We start from the raw sequence: 11,093 nt of genomic DNA, 5'->3' as shown, positions 1-11,093 counted from the left end.
CCGAAACCGTTTGGCATCAAGCTGATAAATATAATGTACCGCGTATCTGTTTTATTAATAAGATGGATCGTGTGGGTGCTGATTTTTATTTTGATCTGAAAACCATTCACGATCGTTTAACCAAAAAAGCCCTACCGATTCAGTTACCCATCGGCGCCGCCGAAACTTTTAAGGGATTAGTTAATTTATTTACAAGAAAAGCTTATTTATATAATGACGATCTGGGCAAAGACGTTGAGGAAGTGGAAATGCCAGCCGACATGAAAGATAAAGTAGAAGAGCATCGGGCTCGTCTGATTGAAGCGATTGTGGAAAATGATGATAAATTAATGGAGCAATATTTAGCTGGTCAAGAGCCAACGCTGGATGAACTCAACGCGGTATTGAGAAAAGCTGTGATTAAAGGCGCTTTGTATCCTGTTTTTTGTGGTAGCGCATTGAAAAATAAAGGCATTCAATTTTTATTGGATGCTGTTATTGATTATTTGCCATCACCACTTGACGTTCCCGAGCTGGAAGGCCATGACCCACTAGATGAAAATATTAAGATTGTTCGTTTGGCTGACGATGATCAGCCACTTGCCGCTCTTGCTTTTAAAATTGCTACCGACCCTTATGTGGGAAAATTATGTTTTATTCGCGTTTATTCTGGTGTTATCAAGTCGGGAACATATGTCTATAATTCATCAAAAGGTAACAGAGAAAGAGTTGGTCGTATTGTTCGGATGCACGCCAATCACCGTGAAGATGTCACCGAAGTTTATGCTGGTGAAATTGCTGCCGTGGTCGGTTTGAAAGACACAACTACCGGCAATACCCTTTGTGATGAAAATGAGCAAGTGGTATTAGAATCCATTATTTTTCCGGAGCCAGTTATTGCTGTGGCAATTGAGCCCAAAACCAAAGCTGATCAAGAAAAAATGGGCATGGCAATGTCTAAACTTGCTGAAGAAGATCCAACCTTTCGTATTCATACTGATGAAGAAACATTGCAAACTATTATTTCCGGTATGGGCGAATTGCATTTGGATATCATCGTTGATCGTATGCGTCGTGAATTTCAAGTGGAAGCTAATGTTGGTGCTCCGCAAGTGGCTTATAAAGAAACAATTAAAGGTAGTGCCGAAGCTGAAGGAAAATATATCAGACAATCAGGCGGTCGTGGTCAATATGGTCATTGCTGGTTGAAAGTAGAGCCGCGAGAAAGAGGAGCAGGCTTTGAGTTTGCTGACAAAATCAAGGGTGGCGTTATTCCTAAAGAGTACATTCCTGCCATTGAAAAAGGTGTGAAAGAAACTATGGTTAATGGTGTTTTGGCTGGCTATCCTTTAATTGACGTGAAAGTTTCTCTATTTGATGGATCTTATCACGACGTTGATTCTTCGGAAGCAGCTTTTAAGATCGCTGGTTCCATGGCTTTCAAGGAAGCTACCAGACTTGCTGGCTTGGTTCTATTAGAACCAATCATGAAGGTTGAGGTTGTGACCCCTGAGGAATATATGGGTGATGTCATTGGTGATTTAAACTCTCGTCGAGCGCAAATAAAAGATATGACTGACCGTGGGCAAATGAAAGTTGTTACTGCTGACGTACCATTGGGCGAGATGTTTGGTTATACTACCATTTTGCGTTCCTTGAGTAAGGGACGAGCTTCTTCCAGTATGGAATTCAGTAAGTATATGGAAGTACCAAAAAATGTCGAAATGAAGATTTTAGAAAAAAATAAGTAATTTGACACAGTTAGTAATTGATTATAAAATCAACTCACTAATAACAATTATTTTATGATAGATTTAGTAAAAATAGCTGAAATTTTAAAAGATAATGATGATAAGTTTATTCTGGAAATAAACGGTCAATTAGTAGTTATGATGGATTATCAAGCATATTGTCAGACAAAATCTCAGCCAACAGTCAGAGAAAAGTATGAGCACATTGAACCCAAAAACAACAAAATGGTTATTAATAATTCTGCCGTTGTTAAGCCAGTAAATACTGAGCGAAATAATGTTCATCCGCTATCTATTCGTGACATCATTGCTAATAAGAGTGGATTTAACGTTGAATACGATCGACCGGTGCCAACGAGTGAAGTTGATCAGAAGGAAAATGATTATTTTTTTCAGGAAGTAGAGGATTAGATAAAAAGGCACAATGGGTAGTATTATTTGGCTAATATTAGAAAGAAATAATAATAAAAAAATAAACACTAAAATACCCTTGCCAAGAATAGAAACACGTGTTATAATTTTCTCGTTATTTAATTATTAAAATATTAATTTAAGCATCAATTGGGTAATATTGATGCAAATGGAGATAGATAATAATATGGCTGAAGCATTTGATAGATCCAAGCCACACGTAAACGTCGGTACCATCGGTCACGTCGATCATGGTAAAACAACACTAACTGCAGCAATTTTAAAATGTTTAATAGCTGCTGGTAAAAAAGCACAAGACAAAGGAGTTGACTCTATTGATGCTGCTCCGGAAGAGCGCGAGCGTGGTATTACCATTGCTACTGCGCATGTGGAATATGAAAGTGACACTCGTCACTATGCTCATATTGACTGTCCTGGTCACGCTGACTATATCAAAAATATGATTACTGGTGCCGCTCAAATGGACGGCGCAATTTTAGTAGTCTCTGCTGCTGATGGCCCAATGCCACAAACCAGAGAGCATATTTTGTTAGCTCGCCAAGTAGGCGTGCCATATATCATCGTCTTTTTGAATAAAGTTGATCAGGTAGACGATCCAGAATTAATTGATTTAGTGGAAGAAGAAATTCGTGATTTATTAAAAAAGTATGAATTTCCTGGCGATAAAACTCCGATCATTCGCGGTAGTGCACTAAAAGCATTAGAAAATCCAACTGGCGATGATGCGAAAAAAGTTTTAGAGCTAATTGATCAATTAGATACCTACATTCCTGAGCCAGTTCGTGATACTGACAAACCATTCTTAATGCCGATTGAAGATATTTTTTCTATTGAAGGTCGCGGTACTGTGATCACTGGTAGAATTGAAAGAGGCGTTATTAATATCAACGAAGAAGTAGAAATCGTTGGTGTTCGTGATACCCAGAAGACAATCGTTACTGGTATTGAAATGTTTAACAAATCATTGAATGAAGGTCGTGCCGGAGATAATGCAGGTATTTTAATTCGTGGCTTGAAGAAAACTGATGTCGAAAGAGGTCAGGTCATTGCTAAGCCCGGAACTATTACACCACATACTGAATTTGACGCTGAGGTTTATATTTTATCCAAAGAAGAAGGCGGACGTCATACCCCATTCTTTAAGGGTTATAAGCCACAGTTTTATATTCGCACCACTGATATTACTGGCGATGTTACCGATTTACCAGCTGGTACCGAGATGGTAATGCCTGGTGATACCGTGAATTTGAAGATTAAATTAATTCACCCTATTGCTTTGCAAGAAAAGCAGAAGTTCGCTATTCGTGAAGGTGGCCATACTGTTGGCGCTGGTGTCGTAACCAAGATTATTAACTAAGTACTGATTTTAATCCGCCCTGCACCGCATGGTGCAGGGCGGAATAGCAATATTTTTATGACCACAAAAGTTAAGGAAAAAATTAATATCGTTGAAGAGGAAAGTCAAACAAAAATCCGAATCAAGTTACGTGCTTATGATCATAAGGTGATTGATCAATCCACCAAAACTATTATTGACACAGCTATTCGTAGCGGTGCTAAGGTTGTAGGTCCAATTCCTTTACCGACCAACAAGAGAAAATATACAGTTTTGAAGTCCACCTTCGTTCATAAAGACTCTCGTGATCAGTATGAAATGCGCACCCACAAAAGATTAATTGACATTTTTGCCCCGATGCCGAAAACGGTTGACGCTTTAATGAATTTAAATCTACCAGCTGGCGTTGACATAGAAATAAAAATGATATAATATTATCTAACGTTACTTGGTAACCCACAAAATTTTGTGGTAGTGCCAGGCTAGCGATTACCTAATTGTTAAGGAAAAATTAAGAATTAAATAGATATAGCTCAAATTTATATAGCTTTTGGGCAACCGGGACTAGCCATTGTTTATTTAGAATACACGATTCTTTAAGTAAATAGCGGTTAATCGCGGTTTTTGCTTAGTAAAATTATGAAAGCAGTAATTGCAAAAAAAATAGGTATGACACAGATTTTCCTGGCTACTGGTGACGCAGTTCCCGCCAGTATGATTAAAGTTGATAAAAATACCGTTACCCAGGTCAAGACAGTTGATCAAGATCATTATCAAGCCGTACAGGTTGGTAGTGGTTTTCGTCGTTTTGTCACCAAGCCAGTATTGGGTCACTTAGGTGGTAAGAAATTCCGCTATTTGAAGGAGTTTTTTTTAAGTGATCAAAATTTAAATGTTGGCGACAGTTGGGGAGCAGCAGTATTTGCTGTCGGTGATCAGGTTCAAGTTACTGGCACATCAAAAGGTAAAGGTTTTCAGGGCGTTGTTAAAAGATGGGGTTTTCATGGACATCCAGCAACTCATGGTCACAAAGATCAGTTAAGGATGCCTGGTGCTATTGGCGCTGGTGAACCTCAACATGTTTTCAAAGGCACAAGGATGGGTGGTCACATGGGCGACGATCAAATAACAACTAAATATTTAGAAATAGTGCGAATTGATGGTGATATTATCTATGTCCGGGGAGCAGTCCCTGGTGCGCGTAACGGTGTCTTATATGTACAAGGCGAAGGTAATATTACTAAAAATACTACTGAAGAATCAATTGAGCCAGTTATTGTTAGCGAACCAGTAGCCGAAGTTCCGGCAGCAAGCGCTGACTCCGAAGTGGTAATGCCAGATAAGCCCGTTATTGAGGTTGAAAAAAAGGAAGAGCTAGTTGATAACCAAACTAAAGAATAAATATGTTGGCCATCAAAGTAAAAAATTTAAAAGGGGAAGAAATCAAATCGGTAGAATTACCAGAGAATATTTTTAATGTAAAAACTAATAAGAAATTAATTAAAGAAGTTGTTGATATTTTAAATAGTAATAAACGACAAGTTTTGGCCCACACCAAAGGCCGCAGCGAAGTACGTGGTGGTGGTCGTAAACCCTGGAAGCAAAAAGGTACTGGCCGAGCCAGGCAAGGATCTATTCGTTCTCCACAGTGGCGTGGCGGTGGTGTAGTTTTTGGACCAACCAAAGATCGCAATTGGGAACGCAAGGTAAACGATAAAGCCAAACGTTCAGTTTTGCAGATGATATTAAGTAACAAAGTAGCTTGTGATCATTTTATCGTGGTGGATAATTTAGATCTGACAGAGGCCAAAACCAAATCTTTAGTAACAATTTTAAAAAATATTTTAGGCAGTGAAAAAAAGATTATCGTGGCCTTGGCCGGTAAGAAAGAGAATGTGCAACGCGCCATTACCAACCTGAGTTGGGCAATGAGTTTGCCGGCTAGCAGTTTAAATGTTTTAGATTTACTCAAGTACCCATACTTATTGACTACTGAGAAGGGTTTAGAGGTTATTAAAAAATTATACCGTTAAAGATTATGAGTATTTTAGATAAATTTAAAAAAGCTGGCGAAAAGAAGGATTTACGGAATGCTGTACAACCAGTAACCAAGGATTTAACAGTAGCTCAGCTGCAAGAGCAAAAGGAAAAGGAAGCTGTCGCTAGTGGAGCCAAAAAAGTAGCCAAGAAGAAAAAGGGTGATACAGCACTAGCTTATCGTTTTTTATTAAAACCCATTATTACTGAGAAAGCTACCTATTTAGGTTCTGAGAATAAATATATATTTTTAGTGGCACCAGATGCTAATAAGTACGAAGTTAAGAAAGCCATTCAGAAATTATATAGCGTTTCCGTTATCCAGGTTAATATTATTAATAATGATGGTAAAAAAGTGCGTTTTGGCCGAATTATGGGCAGAACAAAGGCCACAAAAAAAGCCATTGTGACTTTAAAAAAGGGACAAGCAATTGAGCTTTACGAAGGAGTATAAATAAAATGTCTATTAAACTATACAAACCAACAACCCCAGCCAGAAGACACATGTCTTCTATGGTTACTGATGTTAGTAAAAAGCTACGACAGAATAAAAACCTGCGCTATCGTCGGATGAAAACCGGTGGTCGTAACAACCAGGGCAAAATTACTGTGCGTCACATTGGTGGTGGTAATAAACAGTTTGTTCGGATGGTAGATTTTCAACAGTTACGTTATGATGTTCCGGCTAAGATTTTACAGTTTGAGTATGACCCAATTCGTAATGCCAAGCTAGCTTTAATCAGATATCAGGGTGGCGTAGATAGTTATATTTTAGCTGCGGAAAAAATGAAAGTTAATGATCAGGTCATTACCTCACGAACTAAGTTTAGTTTAGGCGTTGGTAATCGTTTCCCATTAGAGTTAATTCCCACTGGACAAATGGTTTATAATATTGAGATTGAACCGGGTCGTGGCGGGAAGATGGTACGCGGTGCCGGTACCGGAGCGACTTTGATGGTCGTGGAAGGCAAATATGCAACTTTGCGTTTGCCCTCAGGTGAAGTACGTAAAGTTGTCAAGGAATGTTTAGCTTCTTTAGGTCAGGTATCAAATCAAGAATATCGTAATATTAGATGGAGTAAAGCAGGACGAGTGCGACACCTGGGAATCAAACCAACAGTTCGTGGTAAAGCAATGAATCCAGTTGATCATCCCCATGGTGGTGGTGAGGCTAAGAATTCTATTGGTTTGGTTCATCCTAAAACTCCTTGGGGTAAGCCAGCACTGGGTGTGAAAACAAGAAACACGAAGAAGTTTTCCACCAAGTTGATTATTCAAAGAAGATCAAAACGAAAATAAACTAATTAAATCATTAAAATAATATGGCTAGAAGCTTAAAAAAAGGACCTTATATTGATGAAAAGCTACTCAAGAAATTGAGCAAGGTTAAGCCTGGCGATAAAAATATTATTAAAACCTGGGCACGTAGTTGCACGATCACCCCAACGATGGTTGGCTACACTATTCACGTTCATAATGGCAAAGATCATGTCCCAGTATTTATTGTCGAGAATATGGTGGGTCATAAACTTGGTGAGTTTGCCTCAACGCGTAAATTTATCTCTCACGGTGGTAAGATAGCTAAAGAGCAAGCCAAAACAGCAACAACTAAATAATCATATATGGATATTAAAGCAATAGCACAACATCAAAGATTATCTTCCCGACGCAGTCGGCTGGTGATTAATATGGTGCGTGGCAAAATGGTTAATGAAGCCATTACTATTCTCCGATTTTCTCCAAGTAAACCCGCCAAAACGGTTTTGAAACTATTAAATAGCGCCATTGCCAATGCGCAACATAATTTTTCTTTGAAGTCCGAAAATCTCAAGATTGTTCGGATTACTGCCGACAACGGACCGGTTTTGAAAAGACATATGCCCAGAGCTCATGGCAGTGCCAGTTTGATTAGAAAGCCGTTGACGCATATTGCGATATATTTGCAAGATCAAGCCTCTGATGCTAAAGTTAAAAAAGAAAAAATAGCTAAAAAAGAAACAACTAGCGCTCAGAAAATAAATAAGAAAAAACCAGATACGAAGGAGAAAAAGAGCATTAAATTACCGTTTAAAAAATAATTATGGGTCATAAAGTAAATCCAAAATCATTACGTCTCGGAATTATTCAAACTTGGCCATCCAAATGGTTTGCCCGGAAGAATTTTGCTGAGTATTTAAAAGAAGACCTTCAGATTAGAAAGTTTTTGCAAAAAAAACTAAAAGAATCCGGTCTTGATTTGATTGAAATAAGTCGTAACGGTAGTGATATGACAATTGATATTACCGCTGCTAAGCCGGGAATTATTATTGGCCGGGGCGGTCAAGCAATTGAAGAAATCAAAAAAGAAATCCACAGTAAATTATTGAATGGCAAGATAGCAGTTAAGATTAATATCAAAGAAGTGGAGAATGCCAATTTGTCAGCACCAATCATCGTGCAAAGCATTGCCGGTGATTTAGAAAAAAGAATTCCTTTTCGCCGTGTCGCCAAACAAATTGTTGATCGCGTAATGAAAGCTGGCGCCTTGGGTATCAAAATTTCCGTCGGTGGACGCCTTAATGGCGCTGAAATTGCTCGTACTGAAGTATTTGCTAATGGCAAAATTCCTTTACATACCTTAAGAGCTAATATTGATTATTCCCGCAGCCACGCACAAACAACATTTGGTAAGATCGGTATTAAAGTTTGGGTTTATAAAGGTGAAATATTTAATAATAAGCAATAATTTTTGATATGTTAGCACCGAAAAAAGTAAAACATAGAAAATGGCATCGCACGGATCAAATTAAGGGTCGCGCAACGCGCACTACTTTTGTCGCTTTTGGTGATTATGGTTTGAAAGCTATTAGCAAAGCCCAAGTTACCGCCCGACAGATTGAATCTTCCCGACGCGTTATTAGTCGTTATGTGCAAAGAGGCGGAAAAATTTGGATTCGTGTTTTTCCCGATCGGCCAGTAACAGCTAAAGGTAGTGAAGTACCGATGGGTAGTGGCAAGGGTGCTGTTGATCATTATGTGGTACAGGTAAAGGCAGGTACGGTTTTATTTGAAATCAGTGGTGTTAAAGAAAAAGAAGCACAAGAAGCGTTCAAATTGGCCAGTTATAAATTGCCTGTAAAAACCAAATTTGTTACTAAATTAGATAAATAATATGGATTTAAAAGAGTTAAGAAAAAAAGAAATGTCCGTTTTGCAGACCGAGCTCGCTCATCAGCGAGAAGAGTTGCGAGAAATGCGTTTTTCGGTGAGTAACAAACAATTGAAAAATTTGCGAGTAATTAGAGTTGTGAAAAAAGATATTGCTCGTATTTTGACAGTAATTAAAGAATTAATTAAAAAATAATTCAGTCTAAGCATATGAACAAGGAACAAGAAACCAAGCCAGTAGTTACAAGAAAATTTCAGGGACAAGTTGTTTCTGCCAAGATGGCATTAACAGCAGTGGTTAAAGTTGTTACCAAGAAGACCGATGCTAAATACAAAAAAAGTTATTTGGTTACGACCAAGTTCAAATGTCACAATCCAGAAAATAAATACCGGGAAGGCGATCGAGTAATATTTGAAGAATGTCGTCCAATTTCCAAAGATAAAAGATGGATTATTATCAATAAAGTAAAGTAAGACAGAATATATGATACAAATGGGAACATGGTTAAAAGTAGCTGATAATAGCGGTGCTAAGAGACTCAAAGTGATTCGCGTGCACGGTGGTTATCAAAAACGCTATGGCCGAGTAGCTGATTTAGTAACGGCTACAGTCAAAGAAGCACAACCTCATGGTTTAGTGAAGAAAAGCGAAGTTGTGACTGCGGTGATCGTGCGTCAAAGAAAGGAAATGAGACGTACTGATGGTACTTATTTACGTTTTGATGAAAATGCGGCGGTGATTATTGATAAAAAGAATAATGAACCTAAAGGTTCGCGCGTTTTTGGACCGGTAGCGAGAGAATTAAAGACCAAGGGTTTTAACAAAATTGTTTCTTTAGCACCAGAAGTTATTTAGAAAAAATATATGCATATCAAAAAAGGTGATCAAATTCAAATAATCAGCGGTAAAGACAAAGGCAAAAAAGGAAAAGTGCTGAAAGTTTTACCGGCGCTGGAAAAAGTCGTTGTTGAGGGTTTAAATATTGGCAAGAAACACTTGCGTCCCCGACGTCAAGGTGAAAAAGGACAACGGATTGAAGTACCGGCACCAATGCGTGCTTGTAAAGTCATGATCGTTGATCCGCGAACCGGTCAGATCACCAGAGTTGGTCATAAAACCCTGGCCGATGGTAAGAAAATTAGAATTAGTAAGAAAACTGGAGAGGAAATATAAATATGATGTTAGTCAAAGAAAAATATGAAAAGGAAGTCGTTCCTCAATTAATGAAGACCTTTAATTGGCGAAATAAATTAGCGGTACCAAAAATTTTGAAGGTTACCGTAAATATTGGCGCTGGTCGCGGCTTGCAAGACGCTAAGTTTTTTGAGCTAGTGGAGAGCACCTTAGTTCGTATTACTGGTCAGAAACCAGCACCTACCAAAGCAAAAAAATCCATTTCCGCTTTTAAAGTAAGAGAGGGGCAAGTTGTTGGTTATAAAGTTACTCTCCGTGGTGCTCGCATGTTTGATTTTTTAAACAAGTTGATTCATGTTTCCTTACCCCGCGTCCGTGACTTTCATGGCTTAGATTCAACAAAACTACTGGACCGTCAAGGTAATATGAGTTTAGGCTTTAAAGAGCATATTGTATTTCCGGAAATCAGATCTGATGAAGTAGAACGTTTGCATGGACTGGAGATTTGTATCACGACTTCCGCTCAGCAAAGAGCCGAAGGATTAGCACTATTTCAATTATTAGGATTTCCTTTTAAGAAATAAATTTAAAATATGGCAACAACTTCGGAAATAGTAAAATCACAAAATAAACCAAAATTTTCCTGTCGTGAGGTTCATCGCTGCTGGCGCTGTGGTCGACGCCGTGGTTACATGAGGGATTTTAAACTGTGTCGCATTTGCTTTCGTGAGTTAGCTTCACAGGGCGCAATCCCCGGTATTAAGAAATCAAGTTGGTAATATTAATATAAAATCATTATGACATTAACTGATCCGATTGCTGACATGTTAGCCAGATTGAGAAATTCACTGGCAGTCAAGAAGAGCGAGGTGGAAATACCTTGGTCTAAAATTAAATATTCAATTTTGCAAATCCTAGTTAAAAAAGGTTATTTGACTGATGTTAAAGTTGGCGAGAAAAATGGTTTTAAGATATTATTAGCTGAGCTGAAATATGAAAATGGTCAATCAGCCATTGGCCATATGCGTCGTTTATCTAAGCCCGGTCGGCGGTTGTATGTCAAAGGCGACTATATACCATACATTATGAATGGCGTTGGTATGGCGATTATCTCAACGTCTAAGGGTTTAAAAACCGATCAAGAAGCTCGTCGCGCTAAAATTGGCGGCGAATTAATATGTGAAATTTGGTAATTATATGTCAAGAGTAGGAAAACAAATTATTAAATTACCCGCTGGTGTGGAAATTAAAGTTTCTCCGGAAATGATAGTTTGCC

19 protein-coding genes are annotated in these 11,093 nt (G+C 38.3%); all 19 read left to right on the top strand.

The genetic code is table 11. From position 1 onward, the window contains the following. On the top strand, window positions 1–1,730 hold a 1,730-nt coding region (fusA, locus tag COX77_03305), incomplete at its 5' end, for an elongation factor G (GenBank protein ID PIZ98863.1). 54 nt (window positions 1,731–1,784) lie between these two features. Continuing rightward, window positions 1,785–2,141, top strand: a complete 357-nt coding sequence (locus COX77_03300; protein ID PIZ98862.1) for a hypothetical protein — start codon at window positions 1,785–1,787, stop codon at window positions 2,139–2,141. Between the two features lie 187 nt (window positions 2,142–2,328). Next, entirely contained in the window at window positions 2,329–3,519 is a 1,191-nt protein-coding gene (gene tuf, locus COX77_03295) for an elongation factor Tu (GenBank protein PIZ98864.1), read from the top strand. Window positions 3,520–3,576: 57 nt separating this feature from the next. Then, complete coding sequence (locus tag COX77_03290) at window positions 3,577–3,930, top strand: 30S ribosomal protein S10 (GenBank protein PIZ98861.1); 354 nt, start codon at window positions 3,577–3,579, stop codon at window positions 3,928–3,930. 207 nt (window positions 3,931–4,137) lie between these two features. Further along, window positions 4,138–4,899, top strand: a complete 762-nt coding sequence (rplC, locus tag COX77_03285) for a 50S ribosomal protein L3 (GenBank protein PIZ98860.1) — start codon at window positions 4,138–4,140, stop codon at window positions 4,897–4,899. Between the two features lie 2 nt (window positions 4,900–4,901). Beyond that, window positions 4,902–5,531 (top strand): 50S ribosomal protein L4, encoded by a 630-nt coding sequence (locus COX77_03280; GenBank protein ID PIZ98859.1) that lies wholly within the window; start codon window positions 4,902–4,904, stop codon window positions 5,529–5,531. A gap of 5 nt (window positions 5,532–5,536) precedes the next feature. Further along, a complete protein-coding gene (locus COX77_03275) occupies window positions 5,537–5,989 on the top strand; it encodes a 50S ribosomal protein L23 (protein PIZ98858.1) in 453 nt (150 codons plus the stop codon). Window positions 5,990–5,994: 5 nt separating this feature from the next. Continuing rightward, a complete protein-coding gene (locus COX77_03270) occupies window positions 5,995–6,834 on the top strand; it encodes a 50S ribosomal protein L2 (GenBank protein ID PIZ98857.1) in 840 nt (279 codons plus the stop codon). A gap of 23 nt (window positions 6,835–6,857) precedes the next feature. After that, the gene (locus COX77_03265) at window positions 6,858–7,151 is read left to right on the top strand and encodes a 30S ribosomal protein S19 (protein ID PIZ98856.1); all 294 of its coding nucleotides are present in this window, start codon (window positions 6,858–6,860) and stop codon (window positions 7,149–7,151) included. Window positions 7,152–7,157: 6 nt separating this feature from the next. Continuing rightward, window positions 7,158–7,613 carry a 50S ribosomal protein L22 gene (locus COX77_03260; protein PIZ98855.1) on the top strand — a complete coding sequence of 152 codons (456 nt, stop codon included), beginning with the start codon at window positions 7,158–7,160 and terminating at the stop codon, window positions 7,611–7,613. 2 nt (window positions 7,614–7,615) lie between these two features. Next, window positions 7,616–8,260, top strand: coding sequence for a 30S ribosomal protein S3 (locus COX77_03255; protein PIZ98854.1), 645 nt, complete (start codon window positions 7,616–7,618; stop codon window positions 8,258–8,260). A gap of 8 nt (window positions 8,261–8,268) precedes the next feature. After that, window positions 8,269–8,685, top strand: coding sequence for a 50S ribosomal protein L16 (locus COX77_03250; GenBank protein ID PIZ98853.1), 417 nt, complete (start codon window positions 8,269–8,271; stop codon window positions 8,683–8,685). Between the two features lies 1 nt (window position 8,686). Continuing rightward, window positions 8,687–8,878, top strand: a complete 192-nt coding sequence (gene rpmC / locus COX77_03245) for a 50S ribosomal protein L29 (GenBank protein ID PIZ98852.1) — start codon at window positions 8,687–8,689, stop codon at window positions 8,876–8,878. A gap of 14 nt (window positions 8,879–8,892) precedes the next feature. Beyond that, the gene (locus COX77_03240) at window positions 8,893–9,156 is read left to right on the top strand and encodes a 30S ribosomal protein S17 (protein PIZ98851.1); all 264 of its coding nucleotides are present in this window, start codon (window positions 8,893–8,895) and stop codon (window positions 9,154–9,156) included. Window positions 9,157–9,166: 10 nt separating this feature from the next. Continuing rightward, window positions 9,167–9,538, top strand: a complete 372-nt coding sequence (locus tag COX77_03235; protein ID PIZ98850.1) for a 50S ribosomal protein L14 — start codon at window positions 9,167–9,169, stop codon at window positions 9,536–9,538. A 9-nt stretch (window positions 9,539–9,547) separates the two neighbouring features. Then, a complete protein-coding gene (locus COX77_03230; protein PIZ98849.1) occupies window positions 9,548–9,856 on the top strand; it encodes a 50S ribosomal protein L24 in 309 nt (102 codons plus the stop codon). A 2-nt stretch (window positions 9,857–9,858) separates the two neighbouring features. Beyond that, window positions 9,859–10,401 carry a 50S ribosomal protein L5 gene (locus COX77_03225; protein PIZ98848.1) on the top strand — a complete coding sequence of 181 codons (543 nt, stop codon included), beginning with the start codon at window positions 9,859–9,861 and terminating at the stop codon, window positions 10,399–10,401. A 9-nt stretch (window positions 10,402–10,410) separates the two neighbouring features. Continuing rightward, window positions 10,411–10,596 carry a type Z 30S ribosomal protein S14 gene (locus tag COX77_03220; GenBank protein PIZ98847.1) on the top strand — a complete coding sequence of 62 codons (186 nt, stop codon included), beginning with the start codon at window positions 10,411–10,413 and terminating at the stop codon, window positions 10,594–10,596. Between the two features lie 18 nt (window positions 10,597–10,614). Next, complete coding sequence (locus tag COX77_03215) at window positions 10,615–11,010, top strand: 30S ribosomal protein S8 (GenBank protein ID PIZ98846.1); 396 nt, start codon at window positions 10,615–10,617, stop codon at window positions 11,008–11,010. Window positions 11,011–11,093: the final 83 nt, after the last annotated feature.

The organism is Candidatus Komeilibacteria bacterium CG_4_10_14_0_2_um_filter_37_10 (genome assembly GCA_002793075.1).
Taxonomy (GTDB): domain Bacteria; phylum Patescibacteriota; class Patescibacteriia; order UBA1558; family UBA1558; genus UM-FILTER-37-10.
The sequence above is the reverse complement of the archived record's forward strand: the minus strand, read 5'-3'. Positions and strand labels throughout refer to the sequence as shown.

Bases quoted from the DNA above. Each gene is read 5' to 3' on its own strand.
- rpmC (PIZ98852.1), top strand. From the start codon at position 8,687: ATGGATTTAAAAGAGTTAAGAAAAAAAGAAATGTCCGTTTTGCAGACC.
- COX77_03250 (PIZ98853.1), top strand. From the start codon at position 8,269: ATGTTAGCACCGAAAAAAGTAAAACATAGAAAATGGCATCGCACGGAT.
- rplC (PIZ98860.1), top strand. From the start codon at position 4,138: ATGAAAGCAGTAATTGCAAAAAAAATAGGTATGACACAGATTTTCCTG.
- COX77_03260 (PIZ98855.1), top strand. From the start codon at position 7,158: ATGGATATTAAAGCAATAGCACAACATCAAAGATTATCTTCCCGACGC.
- COX77_03220 (PIZ98847.1), top strand. From the start codon at position 10,411: ATGGCAACAACTTCGGAAATAGTAAAATCACAAAATAAACCAAAATTT.
- COX77_03225 (PIZ98848.1), top strand. From the start codon at position 9,859: ATGATGTTAGTCAAAGAAAAATATGAAAAGGAAGTCGTTCCTCAATTA.
- COX77_03270 (PIZ98857.1), top strand. From the start codon at position 5,995: ATGTCTATTAAACTATACAAACCAACAACCCCAGCCAGAAGACACATG.
- COX77_03275 (PIZ98858.1), top strand. From the start codon at position 5,537: ATGAGTATTTTAGATAAATTTAAAAAAGCTGGCGAAAAGAAGGATTTA.
- COX77_03265 (PIZ98856.1), top strand. From the start codon at position 6,858: ATGGCTAGAAGCTTAAAAAAAGGACCTTATATTGATGAAAAGCTACTC.
- COX77_03280 (PIZ98859.1), top strand. From the start codon at position 4,902: ATGTTGGCCATCAAAGTAAAAAATTTAAAAGGGGAAGAAATCAAATCG.
- COX77_03235 (PIZ98850.1), top strand. From the start codon at position 9,167: ATGATACAAATGGGAACATGGTTAAAAGTAGCTGATAATAGCGGTGCT.
- COX77_03230 (PIZ98849.1), top strand. From the start codon at position 9,548: ATGCATATCAAAAAAGGTGATCAAATTCAAATAATCAGCGGTAAAGAC.
- COX77_03290 (PIZ98861.1), top strand. From the start codon at position 3,577: ATGACCACAAAAGTTAAGGAAAAAATTAATATCGTTGAAGAGGAAAGT.
- COX77_03300 (PIZ98862.1), top strand. From the start codon at position 1,785: ATGATAGATTTAGTAAAAATAGCTGAAATTTTAAAAGATAATGATGAT.
- COX77_03215 (PIZ98846.1), top strand. From the start codon at position 10,615: ATGACATTAACTGATCCGATTGCTGACATGTTAGCCAGATTGAGAAAT.
- COX77_03255 (PIZ98854.1), top strand. From the start codon at position 7,616: ATGGGTCATAAAGTAAATCCAAAATCATTACGTCTCGGAATTATTCAA.
- COX77_03240 (PIZ98851.1), top strand. From the start codon at position 8,893: ATGAACAAGGAACAAGAAACCAAGCCAGTAGTTACAAGAAAATTTCAG.
- tuf (PIZ98864.1), top strand. From the start codon at position 2,329: ATGGCTGAAGCATTTGATAGATCCAAGCCACACGTAAACGTCGGTACC.